This window comes from Paraprevotella xylaniphila YIT 11841 (assembly GCF_900683745.1).
In the GTDB taxonomy this organism is placed as follows: Bacteria; Bacteroidota; Bacteroidia; order Bacteroidales; family Bacteroidaceae; genus Paraprevotella; species Paraprevotella xylaniphila.
In genome coordinates, this window is record NZ_LR215980.1 from 1461156 (window position 1) to 1479333 (window position 18178).

Genomic DNA, 18178 nt, shown 5'->3' on the forward strand with positions numbered 1-18178 from the left:
GTTGTTTTCATACCGACAAGCCAAGATGAGTAAAAAAAATCCGACGATACAAACTACCAAATTAGGAAACAAAGTACAGAGAGGAAAAGGAAAAAAGCCCGAAAGAAAGACAGATACGGAAGGAAATGTGCTGAATGCCGGAGAAGAACCGGTGGGACATAAGGAAACCCTGCGCTTTTTTTTCGGACTGGTACTCTTAATCCTGGCTCTTTTCATGCTGTTGTCTTTCACCTCTCACCTGTTTACGGGCGCGGAAGACCAATGCCTGATAGAACAAGGAGCGATGGAAGGATTCCTGAATTATGCCGGAGCCGTGGGAGCCTACTGTGCCAATTATTGGATAAACCGCTGTTTCGGATTCTCGGCCTTCATACTTCCCGTATTTCTGATTATTGCAGCCATGAAACTTACCCGCGCCTATAAGGTCAGGCTGTGGAAGTGGTTTCTGAACTGTTCCATACTCATCATCTGGTTCTCCGTCACCTGTTCTTATTTTTTTCAACAAACATTTGAAAACTTAAATGACTGGAACTTCATCAACCCGGGCGGTGACCATGGCCTGTTCATCAGCAACTGGCTCAACCAACGTATCGGCAAGGTGGGGACATTCATGGCATTGCTTCTGACGGCCATCGCCTATTTGGCCTATTTAAGCAGTGAAACGATACAGTTGGTACGGAGAATATTAAACCCTGTGGACTATATCAAATCGAAACTTCCATCGAAAACAGCCACCAACGAGAACGAACCGACAGGAAATACTGCCATTCCTAAAACGACCGATGAAGCTGACGGCATCATAGAGGAAGACGAAGAAGAACATTTGGTTCAAACCATTGATTTCGACATGAATGTTCCTACCCGGGAAGAAGATAAAGAAAATACGGACGAAGAGGAAGAGGCTGACGTCGTAGGCAAACGGGCTGAATCCCCTACCCTCCCTCCAAAATTGGACATCGTAGAAACAGAAAAAGAAGAACTTGCCGATGCAAGCGGCAAGGGTGCCTTGGAACCTTACGATCCGAAGTTGGACTTGGAAAATTACCATTACCCTACGCTCGAACTGTTGGACAAACGTAACGATGAAGATGCGCCCATCGACATGGAAGAGCAAAATAAAAACAAAGATCAAATCATTGAAGTGCTCCAGAACTTCGGCGTAGGCATCTCTTCCATAAAGGCCACAGTAGGACCAACCATCACGTTGTATGAAATCACTCCGGCAAAAGGCGTACGCATCTCGCGTATCAAAAACTTAGAGGATGACATCGCACTGAGCCTGAGCGCACTGGGCATCCGTATCATCGCCCCCATACCGGGCAAAGGAACTATCGGTATAGAAGTGCCGAACGCACGGCCTCGCATGGTGTCGATGGAAAGCATCCTGAACAGCCGGAAATTCCGCGAATCGGACTACGAACTGCCCATCGCATTAGGCAAGACCATCACGAACGAGGTCTTTATGGTGGATTTGGCCAAAATGCCTCACCTTTTGGTAGCCGGTGCCACCGGACAGGGTAAATCCGTCGGACTGAATGCCATCATTACTTCCTTATTATATAAGAAGCATCCGGCGGAACTGAAGTTCGTCATGGTAGACCCGAAAAAGGTGGAATTCAGCATCTACTCACCCATCGAGAACCACTTCCTGGCGAAAATTGCCGACGGAGACGACGAGCCTATCATTACGGACGTACAAAAGGTGGTGGCCACACTGAAAAGCCTATGCTGTGAAATGGACACGCGCTACGACTTGCTGAAAAAGGCCCGTGCCCGTAATATCAAAGAGTATAACGCCAAATTCAAAAACCGTCAGCTCAATCCGGAAAACGGGCATCGTTTCATGCCATACATCGTAGTCGTCATCGACGAGTTCGGAGATTTGATTATGACGGCCGGAAAAGAAATAGAACTGCCTATCGCCCGCATCGCACAATTGGCCCGGGCCGTGGGAATCCACATGATCATCGCTACCCAACGCCCGACCACCAATATCATTACGGGTACCATCAAGGCAAACTTCCCGGCACGCATGGCCTTTAAAGTAAGTGCCATGATCGACTCCCGTACGATTCTAGACCGCCCCGGAGCCAACCAACTTATCGGACGAGGCGACATGCTTTTCCTGAGCGGCAGCGAACCGGTACGGGTACAATGCGCTTTCGTCGATACACCGGAAGTGGAGCGAATCACGACCTATATCGCCAAACAACAAAGTTACCTCGGCCCGTTCGAACTACCCAAAGTGGAAATGGAAGGGGAAGAAAGTAACGCAGGTGCTGTAGACATGACCCATCTTGACCCACTGTTCGAAGAGGCCGCACGCCTTATCGTGGCTACTCAACAAGGTTCCACGTCCATGATACAACGTAAATTCGCCATCGGATACAACCGTGCGGGACGACTGATGGACCAACTGGAAAAAGCCGGTATCGTAGGAGCGGCACAAGGCAGCAAGCCCCGGGAAGTGCTGTGTATAGACGATACCGACTTGGAGATGAGACTGAACAATTTAAGATAACCTGATAAAGAAACTGAAAAGATGAAAAAGATATTATGGCCTGCGGCTTTGTGCCTTTCCCTTATCCCGGCAAAGGCGCAGCAAACGCCCGATGCACGAAAGATACTGGACGAAACAGCCTCCCTGTTTACGAGCAAAGGCGGTGTCAAAGCTACTTTTAAAGCCGACAATTTCACCGAAGGCAACCTACAAGGAAGTGCCACGGGCACGATGTGCATTCAAGGCAACAAATTCCAAATGACCACACCGGACATGATTACCTGGTACAACGGTGAAACGCAATGGAGTTACATGAAAGCCAACGACGAAGTCAATGTAAGCGTACCTACTCCGGAAGAACAGCAAAGCATGAACCCCTACACGTTCGTCAACTTGTACAAAGAAGGATATAATTACCAACTCAAGGAAACGACCCTGCGCGGAAAAAGCTGTTATGAGATTACGCTGACCGCCCGCAACAAACAGAAAAACCCGCACACGATCATCTTGGATATCAACAAAGATAACCATAGCTTGATGTGCATCCGTATGCAACAGCGTAAAAAAGGACAATGGACACGTATCTCCATCCAACAGCTCCATACCGGGCAATCGTTCGCAGCTACAGACTTCGAATTCAACCCGAAGGATTACCCGCAGGCTGAAATCATAGACCTGAGATAAGCCTGCTTATACATTAATTATATATACATACAAACCCCAAAAGATTATGGAACATATCCGTTGTTTGATTATCGGTTCCGGCCCTGCCGGATATACAGCGGCCATCTATGCTGGCCGTGCCAACCTTAACCCCGTATTGTACGAGGGCATACAGCCCGGCGGCCAGTTGACCACCACGACAGAAGTTGAAAATTTCCCGGGTTATCCCGAAGGCATAGCCGGTCCGGACCTGATGGAGGACTTACGCAAGCAGGCCGAACGCTTCGGAACGGACATCCGTAACGCCATTGCCATTAAAGCGGATCTAAGCGGACGTCCCTATAAAATCACATTCGATAACAACTGTACAGTGGAAACCGATGCGCTCATCATTGCCACCGGTGCCACCGCCAAATACTTGGGCCTGGATGATGAAAAGAAATATGCCGGTATGGGGGTCAGTGCCTGCGCCACCTGCGACGGGTTCTTTTACCGTAAAAAAACTGTAGCCGTAGTGGGCGGTGGAGATACGGCCTGCGAAGAAGCCACCTATTTGGCCGGACTGGCAGCCAAGGTTTATCTGCTCGTGCGCAAACCTTTCCTCCGCGCTTCCAAAATCATGCAGGAACGCGTACTGGAAAATCCTAAAATAGAGGTACTATTCGAACATAACGCAGAAGGCTTGTTCGGCGAAAACGGAGTGGAAGGCGTACACGTGGTAAAACGCAAAGGAGAAGCCGACGAGCAACATTACGACATTGCCATCGACGGGTTCTTTTTGGCTATCGGACATAAGCCCAACTCCGATATCTTCAAACCGTGGATAAAGACCGACGAAACCGGCTATATCCTTACAGAGGGAGACTCTCCACGCACCGGTGTACCCGGTGTTTTTGCGGCCGGAGACGTAGCCGATCCACATTACCGGCAAGCCATCACGGCAGCCGGAAGCGGCTGCAAAGCGGCCATTGAGGCCGAACGCTATCTGGCAGAACACAAGTTATAAAAGGCAACACATATAAGTAGAAACAGTGCATTCTTCCATTTTTATACGGAGAAAAACGTTGAAAAGTTTGGCAGAATGCACTGTTATTCGTAACTTTGCAGCCGATTTAGTCCAAAGAGGCTCAAAAAAGCGAGGCCACAATGGCATCCGCCTCATGGAAAAACCCGTTTAATCCATTAAAATGTACGTAATTGTAGAAATTAACGGTCAGCAGTTCAAGGCAGAAGAAGGCAAAAAGCTGTTTGTTCACCACATCCAGAACGCCGAGACCAACCAGACTGTTGAATTTGAGAAAGTGTTGTTGGTAGACAACAATGGTAACGTAACCGTAGGCGCTCCCACCGTAGAAGGTGCAAAAGTGGTTTGCGAAGTTGTATCTCCGTTGGTAAAGGGCGACAAGGTATTAGTGTTCCACAAGAAGAGAAGAAAAGGTTACCGTAAATTGAATGGCCATCGCCAACAGTTCACGGAATTGACCATCAAACAAGTTATTGCTTAATCCTTAAAAGTTAGAAGAAAATGGCACATAAAAAAGGTGTGGGTAGTTCTAAGAACGGCCGTGAATCGGAATCAAAAAGATTAGGCGTAAAGATTTTCGGCGGACAGAAGTGTGTAGCCGGTAACATCATTGTTCGCCAACGCGGCACAGTTCACTATCCCGGTACAAACGTAGGTATGGGTAAGGATCATACTCTTTACGCATTGGTAGACGGCGTAGTCACTTTCAAGAAAGGTGCTTACAAAGGTCGTCAAGACAGAAGCGTTGTTTCTGTAGAAGTTAAAGCTGAAGCATAATAACGAGTTATTGCAAACAGCATAAATAAAAGCCATTCTGAAAAGAATGGCTTTTATTTTGCCCTTTGTACAAAGTCTGTCTCAACCGACCGACCTTGTCACCAGTACTTTGTCGATGCGCGCTCCGTCCATATCCATAATCTCAAATACGAAACTATTCCATTCCAACTTCTCTCCACTACGCGGAATACGCTGCAAACGGTCAAGTATCAGACCGGCCAACGTATGATAGCCGGAAGCTTCATACAAATCACCGCAGTCGAAGTAACACAACAGGTCGTATAAAGAACATTGGCCATCTACCAACCAACCTCCGTTGTCTGCACGTTTGATAATTTCCGGCTCATCTTCTTCATTATCCATACTTCCCACAAGTCCTTCAAATATATCCTTCAAAGTAACCAACCCCACAAAGTCACCGAACTCATCGCAAATCAATGCTCGGCTGATTTTTTTCAGCTTCATTTGCTCCAGAACTTTATAGATGCTCATTCCCTCATGGAAATATACAGCCTCCCGTGCCAAATCACCGACTTTGAAGTCTTCTTCACTTAACTTCATCACCAAATCCTTCAGCCAAATCATTCCCTTCACATGATCCAAATCACCGTCTGCCACCGGATAAGATTCATATAAATCCCGTTTCAGCACCTCCTGTATCTCCCGGGCCGACATTGCTGTATCCAACCATACCACGTCGCTTTTATGCGTCATGATAGAACCAATCTTCAAATCTCCCAACATGAAAACGCGTTGCATGATGTTCTGTTCCACGGGTTCTACAGCCCCTTCTTCCGCCCCTTCCTTAATGATAGATTTGATTTCTTCCTCGGTCACTTTTCCGTCATCTCCCTTTATTCCCAGCAGATTAAAGATGAGTTCCGTACTCTTGGAAAGCAACCAAACGAAAGGAGAGGCTATCATCGCCAACACATTCATAGGTCGTGCCATCAACTTGGCCACGGCTTCCGCCACGCTCAAGCCGATACGCTTCGGGACCAACTCACCGAAAATAATCGTGAGGTAAGTCACCACCACCACAATCGTACCTTGCGCCAATACGGCAGCATAGGCAGAAGAGACACCACATGAAAGCATAAAATCCGTCAAGTCCGTAGCTATCTTATTACCGGAATAAATACCGGTCAAAATGCCAATCAGCGTAATGCCAATCTGTACGGTAGACAAAAATCTGTCGGGATTGCCAGACAGGTCCAAAGCTTTCTTTGCCGCCTTGCTCCCCTTCTTCGCATCCGTGGACAGACGAGACTTCCGCGCTGAAATCATGGCCACTTCCGACATCGAAAATACTCCGTTCAACAAAATCAATCCGATAATAATTAAAATCTCACTCATCCTACTTTTTCCGTCTATAATCTATAATTATTTATTTCTTTCAACAGTCCCATAAAAATGGAATTCGGCATTCTTAGAATGTCATGGCTATCACTTGAATAAACAAGATAAGAAAAACCATTGCAATGGGATAGACCGTAGCATATGCCACACCGGGAATGTTACTGTCCACCATAGAATCTACTGCAGCCAGTCCCGGTGTACTCGTCATCCCTCCGGTAATCGTTCCTAAGAGATCTAACACCGAAACCTTAAAAATCAAACGCCCCACCAAAACCGATATCAGCATGGGTACTATCGTAATAGCCGCTCCCACTCCGAACAGCACCCAACCGCTGCTCTGAAATGTCGCCACCAAAGTCTTCCCGGCCGAGGTTCCCACTTCCGCCAAAAACAGAAGTAGCCCTAACTGCCGGAGCAAATGATTGGAAGGTCCTGACATGGACCATAATATGGGGCCGGTCTTTCCTATAGCACTCAACACCAAAGCCACGATAAGCACTCCGCCTGTCAACCCGGGAGAAAAAGACATTCCGTCACCGAACGATATATTCAGCTTACCGAACAATACGCCCAATACGATTCCCATGGCAATGGGGAAAAAATCGGTATCGGACAACAATTTGGCATTATTGCCCAACATGCAAGCCAAACCACTCAATCCGTCTTTTTCGCCCACCACCATCAGTTTGTCTCCGAACTTCAGGGCCAAATCGGGTGAAGGGGAAAGGTCTATACCGCTCCGCCTTACCCGCGTCACAGTACAGCCGAAGTTCTGGTGCAAATTCAAGTCCCCCAGTTGCTTGTTAATCATATTCTTGTTGGTCAACAGCAAAGACTGGATGTCCTGACTCTCTACCAACGGCAATTCGCCTTCCTTACGTTCGCCCAATAATACACCTAATTGAGAAAGGGCATCTTCGCTCCCCACGGCCTGCACCCAATCTTCGGCATGCAAAGGCGTATGCCCCATCGGGATTAGAATTTCTCCACCTGATTTGACACGCGACACCACGGCACCCGTCATGCGCCCTACATTCAGCTGCGCCAAGGTATGTCCGAACACCTGAGGATTAGTCACCTTGAAAATACAAGTCTGCAACTCCGGATACTTGCTCCGCCGTTCTGCTTCCAACCTACGGGCCTCCTGCTCAAGGTCCACACGCAACATCTTCGGCAACAGTTTGACAAAAAGTATCACACCGATGACTCCGAACGGATAGGCAATACCGTATGCAATAGAAGCCAAAGGAGAGTTCGTACTGTCGATGGCCACAGCAAGCCCCGGCGTACTGGTCAACGCACCGGCTATCAACCCTACCACACTGGGAGTATCGATACCCAAAGCATATTTCAATCCTACGGCGGTCAACGAAGCCGAAGCCACTATCAACATAGTAATCAGAATCAACGTCTTGCCCTTCGTGCGAAAAGAATCAAAGAACCCCGGGCCCGCCTGAATACCTATGGTAAAGATGAACAACACCAATCCGAAGTTGCCTAATTCCTTAGGAATAGAAACCCCGAAATGCCCGAAGAGCAAAGCAATGAAAATAACAGCCGAAACATCAAGGGAAACTCCGCGAATTTTAACACGCCCCAACATAAAGCCCAAGGCCACAATAAGAAACAAGGCAAAATAAGAAGAATTCAATAGTTCTGTCCACATAGAATTATAATCATGAATGCGCTTTGCAAAGATAGGGATAAAAACGAAAGTCCTCCAAAAGTTTCATTAAAAACTTTCAGAGGACTTTATTATTATATGATGCCGCCCGAAAGCGACTTTCATCCATTACTCATTCATCGTCAGTGCTGCCCGGCTATTACCAACCTCTTCCACGGCCTTCACAGTCACCGCTACGTAGTCGGAAGATGTCTTGAACTTAGGCATGTCCGGAGCTACGACCGTAATCACCATGTCATCTTCTCCATTCTCATCGGCAAAGACCTGGTTGGTCGGATTAACACCATAATAGTACACGCCCTTCTTGGCATCGAATTTGGATTCGCCCGGCTGCAACGCATTACCGAAACTGAGTCTCAACACGCCGTCCTTCACGCTGCAACGCACGGCTCTTGCTATCACGGAATCCTTAGCCTCCACACTGAAGCCATAGTTTTCCCCCTTCACGAAACGTACACGAGCCGGAACGCTGACACGAGCCTCGTTGAACGCCACTGTCACCACTTCACTTGCATTTACGGCTGCCACCATCATTATGGCGCTAACCATTGTCATTAACTTCTTCATAATTTCAATCTTTTTACCTTTAATATATACTTGGCCTCCATGGCCTCTCCTAAAAACAATACAAAGGTACGGAGGTTTCCTCCCGAATGCAAGCAAAAAGACCTCTTTTAACACGCTCGGAGAAATAATATTGACCTATATCAAGAAATCCCGTTCATTCGTTTGTCTTTTATGTCAAAACAGTTACAATATGTTAGCAAACGGAGCTACCAGGCGTTTCTTACCGTATCACTTTTCTCGTCCTACGACGGTTCTTTTCGCCTTTTGACAAAGAAATAAGGAGTTTTTCAGGCTTTTCTTGCGCTCCCTACCTTTTTTTTAATTAATTTTGCAAGTTCAGGAAAATAGGATTATAAAACAAATAACAGTATGCTTACATTAAAACTCATCAACGAACGGACCGAATGGGTCATCAAAGGTCTGGAGAAAAAACATTTCCCCGGAGCCAAAGAAGCTATTGACAACGTGTTGGCCACCGACAAGAAACGCCGGGAGGCACAAACCCAGTTGGATATCAATTTGTCGGAAAGCAAGAAACTGGCCGCACAAATCGGCGCGTTGATGAAACAAGGCAAGAAAGAAGAGGCTGAATCCATCAAGACAGAAGTGGCACGGCTCAAAGATACCAACAAGGCATTGCAGGAAGCCATGGAGCAGGCACAGGAAGAGCTCACGGCGCAACTCTGCGCCATTCCCAACATCCCGTACGACATCGTGCCCGAAGGTAGCGGCGCGGAAGACAACGTGGTGGTGAAAATGGGCGGAATGGAAACGGAACTGCCCAAAGACGCGCTCCCACATTGGGAACTGGCCAAGAAGTATAACCTGATTGATTTCGACCTCGGCGTGAAAATCACCGGGGCGGGCTTCCCCGTATATCGCGGCAAAGGCGCACGGCTCCAACGTGCCCTCATCAACTTCTTTCTCGACGAGGCGCGTAAATCGGGCTATGAGGAAATCATGCCTCCCACAGTGGTCAACGAGGCTTCCGGTTACGGCACCGGACAGTTGCCCGACAAGGAAGGGCAGATGTACCACTGCAACCTCGACAACTTCTATCTCATCCCCACCGCCGAAGTACCCGTGACGAACATCTACCGCGATGTCATCCTCGACGAAAAGGACCTGCCCGTCAAGAATTGCGCCTACACGCAATGCTTCCGCCGTGAAGCCGGTTCCTACGGTAAGGATGTGCGCGGCCTGAACCGCCTGCATGAATTCTCGAAAGTGGAAATCGTGCGCATCGACAAGCCTGAGCACTCGGAACAGTCACATCAGGAAATGTTGGCCCATGTGGAAGGCCTGTTGCAAAAACTGGAACTCCCCTACCGCATCCTGCGCCTTTGCGGAGGCGACATGAGCTTCACGTCTTCCATCTGTTACGATTTCGAAGTCTATTCCGAAGCCCAAAAACGTTGGTTGGAGGTCAGCTCCGTGTCCAACTTCGACACTTACCAAGCCAACCGGCTGAAATGCCGTTATCGTCGTGCGGAAGACAAAAAAACGGAATTATGCCACACACTCAACGGATCGGCGTTGGCCTTGCCGCGCATCGTGGCCGCCATCATGGAGAACAACCAGACACCCGAAGGCATCCGCGTGCCGAAATGCCTCGTGCCTTATTGCGGCTTTGAAATGTTGGACGACCAACCGTGCTGAGCCATACCTATTATTATAAATCCAAACGAATAGAGTTATGAACAGAATCGTATCCAAGACCCGCTTCTCCGAAAAGGTCTTCAAGTTCGAGATAGAAGCCCCGCTGATTGCCAAAGCCCGTAAAGCCGGCCATTTCGTCATCGTCCGCGTGGGAGAAAAGGGGGAACGTATGCCTCTGACCATAGCCGGTGCCGATCCGGTCAAAGGCACTATCACACTGGTGGTACAAGAAGTGGGACTTTCTTCCACCCGTCTGTGCCACCTGAATGAGGGGGACTATATCACCGACGTGGTCGGTCCGTTGGGCAAAGCCACGCATATCGAGAATTTCGGCACGGTGGTATGTGCAGGAGGAGGAGTAGGCGTAGCCCCCATGCTTCCCATCATCGAAGCCCTGAAGGCAGCGGGCAACCGCGTGATTTCCGTGTTGGCCGGACGGAGCAAAGAGCTGATTATCCTGGAAGACGAAGTACGCAAGAGTTCGGACGAGGTCATCATCATGACCGACGACGGCAGTTATGGCCGCAAAGGACTGGTGACCGAAGGCATAGAAAGCGTCATCCAACGTGAAAAGGTGGACAAATGTTTCGCCATCGGTCCGGCGGTCATGATGAAGTTCTGCTGTCTGCTCACTAAAAAATATGGAATCCCGACTGATGTGTCCCTAAATACCATCATGGTAGACGGCACGGGCATGTGCGGCGCCTGCCGCATCTCCGTGGGTGGAAAGACACGCTTTGTCTGCGTGGACGGCCCCGAATTCGACGGCCATCAGGTCGATTTCGACGAGATGCTCAAGCGTATGGGTGCCTTTAAAAAGGAAGAGACGGAAGAGATGCAACGGTTTTCACAAGCATCCGGAAGCACGCCCGAAAGTACGGACTGCCAAGCAGAAAAAGCCTGTGCGGCCGATGCTTCCCAAATGGATACCACGACTTCGCTCAGCGAGCTGACCGACCGTAATGCACCGTGGCGGCAAGAAATCCGGAAGGCCATGAAGCCGAAAGAACGCACGGCCATCTCGCGTGTCGTCATGCCGGAACTCGATCCCGTGTACCGCGCTACCACGCGCACGGAAGAAGTGAATATCGGACTCAGCGCCGAGCAGGCCATGACCGAAGCCCGACGCTGTCTGGACTGCGCCAACCCGACATGTATGCAAGGATGCCCGGTAAGCATCAACATCCCGTCGTTCATCAAGAACATCGAACGGGGCGAATTCCTCAACGCCGCCCGCGTGTTGAAGAGTACTTCCGCGCTCCCGGCTGTCTGCGGACGGGTTTGTCCGCAAGAAAAACAATGCGAAAGCCAGTGCATCCACCTGAAGATGAACGAACCGGCCGTGGCCATCGGTTATCTGGAACGCTTCGCTGCCGACTTCGAGCGTGAGAGCGGCATGATGTCCGTCCCCGAATGTGCTCCGGCCAACGGTATCAAGGTGGCCGTCATCGGTTCGGGACCTGCCGGACTTTCATTCGCCGGCGACATGGCCAAATACGGGTATGACGTGACGGTGTTCGAAGCCTTGCATGAAATCGGCGGCGTACTGAAATACGGTATTCCTGAGTTCCGCTTGCCCAACAAGATTGTGGACGTGGAGATTCAGAATCTGGAAAAAATCGGTGTGAAGTTCGAAAAGGACTGTCTCGTAGGCAAAACCATCAGCGTACAGGAATTGGAAAACGAGGGCTTCAAAGGCATCTTCGTAGGTTCCGGCGCAGGACTGCCTAACTTCATGGGCATTCCGGGCGAGAACAGCATCAACATCATGTCGAGCAACGAATACCTGACGCGCGTCAACCTTATGGACGCCTCCAACCCGGATACGGACACTCCCATCCATTTGGCCAAGAACGTCATGGTAGTGGGCGGTGGCAACACAGCCATGGACTCTTGCCGTACGGCCAAACGCCTGGGTGCGGAACGGGTGATGATTGTCTACCGCCGTTCGGAAGCCGAGATGCCGGCCCGCCTCGAAGAAGTGAAGCACGCCAAAGAAGAGGGTATCGAGTTCCTCACCCTGCACAACCCGTTGGAATACATAGCCGACGAAAAGGGCGCGGTGAAGCAGGTGGTCTTGCAAAAGATGCAACTGGGCGAACCGGATGCTAGCGGACGTCGCAGTCCGGAACCGATACCGGGCGCCACGGAAACGTTGGACATCGACATGGCCATCGTAGCCGTGGGCGTATCCCCCAACCCGATTGTCCCCACTTCCATCCAAGGTTTGGAGTTGGGACGCAAGAATACCATAGTGGTGAACGAGGGCATGCAGACCAACATTCCCTGCATCTTTGCCGGAGGGGATATCGTGCGCGGCGGTGCCACCGTCATCCTCGCCATGGGCGACGGTCGTCATGCAGCCAGCAGCATGCATGAGTATTTGCAGAAATAACCTGCATCACATCACATACATCAGCCCGTATGGACCGTGTGGTTCATACGGGCTGATTCGTTAGCGTACCGTACACAACGCCATCCTTCCCCATTTTGGCATTACAAACCCAGTTCCCGCCTCAACCATTCCTCCATCACCGGATCCGGAATGACAACCTGACGTTTTTCCATCTCGATAAGTTCTTTCTTCAATAATGCCCGTTTTACGATGCTCACATTGGCCGACGAGCCCAATTTGTACTTCTGCAAAACGGCACGCGTAGTGAATTCCCTGTGCACACCCTCCAGTACGGCCCGCAAAAAATTCATCTGATATGCAGTGAGGCTCTCTGTCTGCTTTTCGAACAGCGGCGTATTCTGGTCGATGATATCCTGATATGCCCCCTCGAAATCCTGTTCCGTGGCCGTCTCGTCTGTATGAATCCACACCAACCACGCCAACTGCTGCACATACGAAGAATGGTTGTCTACGGCCCGGCATATCTTCCCGGCCAACTCGGCGGAAATATGTTTGCCCGTAGCCTCAAAGCGTCCGCAAATATAATCGACCCAATCCTCCGTCCCGATTTTGGGCAAATATATCGTATCGCCGAACTTGTAAAAAGGAAGGCTCTTTTTCTCAAAAAGTTCATTCATAAGATGTTTCTTGCTGCCGAACAGGCAATACGACACCGATTTCTGTAATTGCCAAACCGAACGCAAGCGTTTCTGAAAAGCCTTTGAATCTTTAAACTCGGCTATCTGTTGGAACTCGTCGATGCACACGACTACATCGATACCTTTTTTGTGCGCAATTTTTTCCGGAAGTTGCAGGATATCGTCCACATCGTCTGCCTTGGGATTGAGTTCCAACGAGATGGAAAAATCCGTCATAGGCTCCGTGCCCAACGAAATCTTAGGGCTGATCCGCGAAAGGAACAACCGGGCATTTTCCATCCACTCCTCCAGTTTGGAAGAAGTCTGTTTGAGCACAGCCGACGCGAAAGCATCGTAAAATTCCCGTTCGCTACGACAAGAAAAAATATCCAAATAGACTACTTTCAACGTATCAGACTGAGCCAAACGGCACACTTTACGGACCAAAGATGTCTTCCCCCAACGGCGCGGAGAAATCAACACCGTATTCACACCATGCCGGAAGTTGGACAACAAACGAGCTGTTTCCTTCTTGCGGTCGGTAAAATTGTCACCCGAAGTGGCCACACCAAAAACAAATGGCTTATTTTCCATAATCATCCTCTGTTTAACCCATCGCGAAGATAATGATTTTCCCGTTTAGTAACAACTTTATTACTAACAACCTTATTACAAATTGCACAACCGGCAGCTTCAACCTCCTTTTTTCCGCCCACGCGGCACAAGCAGCCCTATATTTTCGTAACTTTGCGCCCGGAAAAAAAGAAACGTAAAATGAACGCAGTCTACACCATCTTGCTGCTCATCAGCAGCAACATTTTCATGACGTTGGCCTGGTACGGCCATCTGAAGTTGCAGCAAACGGGCGTATCGTCCCATTGGCCGCTTATCGGTGTCATCCTTTTCTCGTGGATGATTGCCTTCGCGGAATACTGTTGCCAAGTACCGGCCAACCGACTTGGCTTTGAAGGTAACGGTGGCCCTTTCAACCTGATGCAACTTAAAGTGATTCAGGAAGTCATCTCGCTCATCGTCTTCACGGTCATCGCCACCGTGATGTTCCAAGGGCAAGCTCTGCACTGGAACCATCTGGCCGCCTTCTTCTGCCTCGTGTTGGCCGTATATTTCGTATTCCTTTAACCACAAGCCCCCGTAAAAGCATGCAACTCACGGAAGCACAACTCTTGGAACGCCGTATCTGGCGGCATTTCAGCAAAGGACTGACCCAATACCATTTACTAGACGACGACGACCACATCCTGCTCGGTTTGTCCGGTGGCAAAGACTCGCTCGCCCTGCTCGACTTCATGGCACGCCGCGCCCGCATCCACCGGCCGAAACTCACCCTCACAGCCCTACACGTACGCATGACGAACATTGCCTACGAAAGCGACACGGCCTACCTAGAGGACTTCGCTGCCGCACGCGGCGTACGCCTTATCGTGCGCGAGACCTCGTTCGACCCAAGCACCGACACGCGCAAAAGCCCCTGCTTCCTTTGCTCTTGGAACCGCCGGAAGATGCTCTTCACCGTGGCGCAGGAACTGAGTTGCCACAAGATTGCGTTGGGCCACCATCAGGATGACATACTGCACACGCTGCTGCTCAACCTTTCTTTCCAAGGCCAGTTCGGCACGATGCCCGTACGGTTGCAAATGCGCAAGTTCCCCATGACCATCATCCGCCCGCTGTGCATGGTGCAGGAAAAAGACCTCGCAGCATGGGCGGAACTGCAAGGCTACCGCAAGCAAAAGAAGCTCTGCCCCTACGAGACCGATTCACATCGCTCTGACATCAAACAAATATTCGGACAAATAGAACTACTGAACCCGGAGGCCCGTTACTCAATGTGGAACGCTATGGAGCAAGAAGGCAAGCTCATGGAATAAATCACTGACATACAATATGATAAACAGCCACCCCCGACTAACCGGAGATGGCTGTTTCATTCTGCGCCAAATGATTTTTCAATCTCCTGAGATTGATTTTCCGTTCTGCGCCAAACGATTTTCAAATCTAAGGCGAACGATTTTCCATCCCGTTTTCCACCTCATCCCACCCTGCGTTTTCCGCAAAAGCCATCATCGAAAAACAGGACAAATCCTCCACGTCAACGCTGTTCCACCATACGGATGGTACCGTCTGCATTGTGGTAGAGCCGGTCCACACAAACGGAACGCAACCATGGGTCTCCGGATAGCGCACTATTGTGGTAAAAGGCAAACCACTGGCCTTTGTACTGCACGATGGAACCATGGTTGGTAACCCCCGTTTCCGGACGGGTGGGCTGCATGTAAATGCCAATATGTTTCCACGGCCCGAGCGGATGGTCACTGATGGCGTAACGCATGCGGTTATATCCGGGCACGCCCTCCTGACCCGGTTCATGGTTATCGGAATAGGAAAGGTAATACTTGCCATTGTATTTGTGAATCCACGCAGCCTCGTGAAAATCCACCAACCCTTCCATGGTCTGCATCGCGCCGTCCAGTTCCATCATGTTATCCTTCAGCCGTCCGCCCTTGCACGTGCCGCCTCCACCGTTATAGATGTAAGCCTGTCCGTCGTCGTCCACAAACACGCAAGGGTCGATGAGAGGATCCATCCCCTCAATGTACCCCTGCACGGTGAAGTTGGCAGCCGGTTCCTTGCTCGTGGCCACCCCTATTTTCCAACTTCCGTTCCAATCGGTCTCGCTGGGATGGGGAAAATAGAAATAATACGTGCCGTCCTTGTAGGCACAATCCGGTGCCCACATGAAGCCGCCCTCCTTACGCCCCCAAGGCACCTGCGAGGCACGGAGGATTTCTCCGTGGTCGGTCCAGTGCACCATGTCGTCGGTGGAAAACACATGGTACTGGTCCATCAGGTCGCAACCTCGGGCCGGTGCGATGTCATGGGAGGCGTACACATACAAACGCCCGTCGGCCCAGACATGGGCTGAAGGATCAGCCGTATAGATATGGCGGATAAACGGATTCGGTGCCAGGCTGTCTATCTTCTCTTTTCCTTTCCCGGCTTCACTTGTGACGGTGGAGTGGCGTTGCGCCACGCACGCCGTCAACAAAAGGGCACATACGCCCCATATACTCTTTTTCATACATTCATCTTTGGTTACAGTAAAACTTTATTTCCCAAAAAGCCACCGGACTCCACAAGTGTCCGTCTCACTTGCGCCGCTCTACCATGCGGATGGTGCCGTCGGGATTGTAATACAAACGGTCCACGCAGACGGAACGCAGCGCGGGATTGCCGGACAAGGCTATGGAATGGTAAAAAGCAAACCATTCGCCCTTGTATTCCACGATGGAACCATGGTTGGTGAAACAGTCTGAACCGCCCATGTAAATGCCCATGTACTTCCACGGCCCGAGCGGATGGTCACTCACGGCATAGCGCATGCGGTTATATCCCTCCTCGCCTTCTTGTCCAGGATTGTGATTGTCGGAATACGAAAGATAATACTTTCCGTTGTATTTATGCACCCATGTAGCCTCATGGAAATCCACCAGTCCCTCCATGGTCTGCATCGTGCCGTCTATCTCCATCATGTTGTCCTTCAGCCGGCCACCCTTGCACGTACCGCCCCCACCTTGATACAGGTAGGCCTGTCCGTCATCGTCCACAAACACACAGGGATCGATGAGCGGATCCAAGCCCTCGATATAGCCCCGCACGGTGAAATTGGCAGCCGGTTCCTTACTCGTAGCCACCCCTATTTTCCAACTGTCATTGGTATACGTGCCGCTGGGATGGGGAAAATAGAAATAATACGTGCCGTCCTTGTAGGCACAGTCCGGTGCCCACATGAAGCCGCCCTCCTTGCGTCCCCAAGGCACTTGCGAGGCGCGGAGAATCTCGCCGTGGTCGGTCCAGTGCACCATGTCGTCGGTGGAAAACACATGGTACTGGTCCATCAGGTCGCAACCACGCGGCGGGTCGATGTCATGGGAGGCATACACATACAAACGTCCGTCGGTCCAGACATGGGCAGAAGGATCGGCCGTATAGATATGGCGGATAAACGGATTGGGAGCGAGGCTGTCGATCTGCACAGTCTCCTTTTGTTCGCGGTCTTTGCTGCCGTCCGATGCGGGACGGGAGGCGGTACAGCCCGCCCACAGCAAAGCGCATACTGCATAAACGCATTTTTTCATAAATGTGGTTTGTTAGGTTGTTAAAACAAAAATCTTATCCTGCTCTTATCCCAAGCAAGGATGCCCGTTAGGGATTTTTCAAAACAAATTTATCGAAACAAGGCTGCCCTGCCAAGTTTCCGCAAGGATTTATGGCATCCCCTACCGTAAATTGACGCATTATTGCTATTTTTGCAATCAAACGTACACTTCCGCGCACTACGACATGAACGACTTTGCCGCCATAGACTTTGAAACCGCCAACGGGCAACGCTCCAGCATTTGCAGCGTAGGCCTCGTGGTAGTCCGCGACGGGGAAATAACCATCCGGCATTACCGTCTGGTACGCCCCTATCCCAATTACTATAATTACTGGAACACGCAGGTTCACGGGATGTCCTTTCAGGATACGGCCCATGCCGCCCCTTTCCCAGAGGTGTGGCGCGAAATCATACCCTTGATTGAAGGTTTGCCCTTAGTGGCCCACAACCGTCCGTTTGACGAAGGATGCCTGAAAGCCGCCTTCCAAGCCTACGGCATGGAATACCCCGGTTACTCGTTCCATTGCACCCTCCGCGCTTCCCGTCTTGCATTCGGCCGGGACTTGCCCAACCATCAACTGCAAACAGTAGCCCTCCGCTGCGGATACGACCTGACGCAGCACCATCATGCCTTGGCCGACGCGGAAGCATGCGCCCGGATTGCCCTAAAAATCCTGTGACGGCCGCTCCGGCTACTGTACCAAAAAGACCGTCCCTGCACAGAAAGCATCCGTA

The 18178-nt window shown here is 50.4% G+C and carries 16 protein-coding genes; 10 read left to right on the plus strand and 6 right to left on the minus strand.

Annotated features, from left to right (window positions below; translation table 11 throughout):
* Positions 1–25: 25 nt before the first annotated feature.
* The 5 genes from E0E47_RS06275 (at position 26) to rpmA (ending at position 4964) form a co-directional block, all read left to right on the plus strand.
* Positions 26–2521 carry an FtsK/SpoIIIE family DNA translocase gene (locus E0E47_RS06275; protein WP_130893242.1) on the plus strand — a complete coding sequence of 832 codons (2496 nt, stop codon included), beginning with the start codon at positions 26–28 and terminating at the stop codon, positions 2519–2521.
* Positions 2522–2542: 21 nt separating this feature from the next.
* Complete coding sequence (lolA1, locus tag E0E47_RS06280; RefSeq protein WP_130893243.1) at positions 2543–3184, plus strand: outer membrane lipoprotein periplasmic chaperone LolA1; 642 nt, start codon at positions 2543–2545, stop codon at positions 3182–3184.
* A gap of 46 nt (positions 3185–3230) precedes the next feature.
* Complete coding sequence (gene trxB, locus E0E47_RS06285; RefSeq protein ID WP_130893244.1) at positions 3231–4169, plus strand: thioredoxin-disulfide reductase; 939 nt, start codon at positions 3231–3233, stop codon at positions 4167–4169.
* Positions 4170–4350: 181 nt separating this feature from the next.
* Positions 4351–4668, plus strand: coding sequence for a 50S ribosomal protein L21 (rplU, locus tag E0E47_RS06290; RefSeq protein WP_008629981.1), 318 nt, complete (start codon positions 4351–4353; stop codon positions 4666–4668).
* Positions 4669–4688: 20 nt separating this feature from the next.
* Positions 4689–4964, plus strand: a complete 276-nt coding sequence (rpmA, locus tag E0E47_RS06295; protein ID WP_130893245.1) for a 50S ribosomal protein L27 — start codon at positions 4689–4691, stop codon at positions 4962–4964.
* Between the two features lie 81 nt (positions 4965–5045).
* On the opposite strand, the gene E0E47_RS06300 is transcribed toward rpmA, so the two are convergent.
* From E0E47_RS06300 to E0E47_RS06310, 3 genes are all read right to left on the minus strand, one after another.
* A complete protein-coding gene (locus E0E47_RS06300; RefSeq protein ID WP_130893246.1) occupies positions 5046–6320 on the minus strand; it encodes a hemolysin family protein in 1275 nt (424 codons plus the stop codon).
* Positions 6321–6393: 73 nt separating this feature from the next.
* Entirely contained in the window at positions 6394–7989 is a 1596-nt protein-coding gene (locus tag E0E47_RS06305; protein WP_130893247.1) for an aspartate:alanine exchanger family transporter, read from the minus strand.
* Positions 7990–8115: 126 nt separating this feature from the next.
* Positions 8116–8574 (minus strand): hypothetical protein, encoded by a 459-nt coding sequence (locus E0E47_RS06310; protein WP_232038354.1) that lies wholly within the window; start codon positions 8572–8574, stop codon positions 8116–8118.
* A 369-nt stretch (positions 8575–8943) separates the two neighbouring features.
* On the opposite strand from E0E47_RS06310, the gene serS reads away from it, so the two are divergent.
* Together serS and E0E47_RS06320 are read left to right on the plus strand one after the other, a co-directional pair.
* Entirely contained in the window at positions 8944–10233 is a 1290-nt protein-coding gene (gene serS, locus E0E47_RS06315) for a serine--tRNA ligase (protein ID WP_130893249.1), read from the plus strand.
* Between the two features lie 37 nt (positions 10234–10270).
* A complete protein-coding gene (locus E0E47_RS06320) occupies positions 10271–12628 on the plus strand; it encodes a bifunctional dihydroorotate dehydrogenase B NAD binding subunit/NADPH-dependent glutamate synthase (protein WP_130893250.1) in 2358 nt (785 codons plus the stop codon).
* A 101-nt stretch (positions 12629–12729) separates the two neighbouring features.
* Here E0E47_RS06320 and E0E47_RS06325 read toward each other — a convergent pair whose 3' ends face one another.
* Entirely contained in the window at positions 12730–13860 is a 1131-nt protein-coding gene (locus tag E0E47_RS06325; RefSeq protein ID WP_172604665.1) for an AAA family ATPase, read from the minus strand.
* A gap of 180 nt (positions 13861–14040) precedes the next feature.
* On the opposite strand from E0E47_RS06325, the gene E0E47_RS06330 reads away from it, so the two are divergent.
* On the plus strand, positions 14041–14406 hold the full coding sequence (locus E0E47_RS06330) for a DMT family protein (RefSeq protein ID WP_040603217.1): 366 nt from the start codon (positions 14041–14043) through the stop codon (positions 14404–14406).
* Between the two features lie 20 nt (positions 14407–14426).
* Positions 14427–15155, plus strand: coding sequence for a tRNA 2-thiocytidine biosynthesis TtcA family protein (locus E0E47_RS06335; protein ID WP_130893252.1), 729 nt, complete (start codon positions 14427–14429; stop codon positions 15153–15155).
* A 221-nt stretch (positions 15156–15376) separates the two neighbouring features.
* On the opposite strand, the gene E0E47_RS06340 is transcribed toward E0E47_RS06335, so the two are convergent.
* Positions 15377–16366 carry a family 43 glycosylhydrolase gene (locus tag E0E47_RS06340; RefSeq protein WP_130893253.1) on the minus strand — a complete coding sequence of 330 codons (990 nt, stop codon included), beginning with the start codon at positions 16364–16366 and terminating at the stop codon, positions 15377–15379.
* 67 nt (positions 16367–16433) lie between these two features.
* Entirely contained in the window at positions 16434–17423 is a 990-nt protein-coding gene (locus tag E0E47_RS06345) for a family 43 glycosylhydrolase (RefSeq protein WP_130893254.1), read from the minus strand.
* A 205-nt stretch (positions 17424–17628) separates the two neighbouring features.
* Here E0E47_RS06345 and E0E47_RS06350 point away from each other — a divergent pair, with 205 nt between their 5' ends.
* The gene (locus E0E47_RS06350; protein WP_172604666.1) at positions 17629–18123 is read left to right on the plus strand and encodes a 3'-5' exonuclease; all 495 of its coding nucleotides are present in this window, start codon (positions 17629–17631) and stop codon (positions 18121–18123) included.
* Positions 18124–18178: the final 55 nt, after the last annotated feature.

Excerpts from the sequence above, each read along its gene's own strand:
- rplU (WP_008629981.1), top strand. The coding sequence starts at position 4,351 with ATGTACGTAATTGTAGAAATTAACGGTCAGCAGTTCAAGGCAGAAGAA.
- trxB (WP_130893244.1), top strand. The coding sequence starts at position 3,231 with ATGGAACATATCCGTTGTTTGATTATCGGTTCCGGCCCTGCCGGATAT.
- E0E47_RS06330 (WP_040603217.1), top strand. The coding sequence starts at position 14,041 with ATGAACGCAGTCTACACCATCTTGCTGCTCATCAGCAGCAACATTTTC.
- E0E47_RS06350 (WP_172604666.1), top strand. The coding sequence starts at position 17,629 with ATGAACGACTTTGCCGCCATAGACTTTGAAACCGCCAACGGGCAACGC.
- E0E47_RS06275 (WP_130893242.1), top strand. The coding sequence starts at position 26 with ATGAGTAAAAAAAATCCGACGATACAAACTACCAAATTAGGAAACAAA.
- E0E47_RS06345 (WP_130893254.1), bottom strand. The coding sequence starts at position 17,423 with ATGAAAAAATGCGTTTATGCAGTATGCGCTTTGCTGTGGGCGGGCTGT.
- E0E47_RS06340 (WP_130893253.1), bottom strand. The coding sequence starts at position 16,366 with ATGAAAAAGAGTATATGGGGCGTATGTGCCCTTTTGTTGACGGCGTGC.
- E0E47_RS06320 (WP_130893250.1), top strand. The coding sequence starts at position 10,271 with ATGAACAGAATCGTATCCAAGACCCGCTTCTCCGAAAAGGTCTTCAAG.
- lolA1 (WP_130893243.1), top strand. The coding sequence starts at position 2,543 with ATGAAAAAGATATTATGGCCTGCGGCTTTGTGCCTTTCCCTTATCCCG.
- E0E47_RS06305 (WP_130893247.1), bottom strand. The coding sequence starts at position 7,989 with ATGTGGACAGAACTATTGAATTCTTCTTATTTTGCCTTGTTTCTTATT.
- serS (WP_130893249.1), top strand. The coding sequence starts at position 8,944 with ATGCTTACATTAAAACTCATCAACGAACGGACCGAATGGGTCATCAAA.
- rpmA (WP_130893245.1), top strand. The coding sequence starts at position 4,689 with ATGGCACATAAAAAAGGTGTGGGTAGTTCTAAGAACGGCCGTGAATCG.
- E0E47_RS06325 (WP_172604665.1), bottom strand. The coding sequence starts at position 13,860 with ATGGAAAATAAGCCATTTGTTTTTGGTGTGGCCACTTCGGGTGACAAT.
- E0E47_RS06310 (WP_232038354.1), bottom strand. The coding sequence starts at position 8,574 with ATGAAGAAGTTAATGACAATGGTTAGCGCCATAATGATGGTGGCAGCC.
- E0E47_RS06300 (WP_130893246.1), bottom strand. The coding sequence starts at position 6,320 with ATGAGTGAGATTTTAATTATTATCGGATTGATTTTGTTGAACGGAGTA.
- E0E47_RS06335 (WP_130893252.1), top strand. The coding sequence starts at position 14,427 with ATGCAACTCACGGAAGCACAACTCTTGGAACGCCGTATCTGGCGGCAT.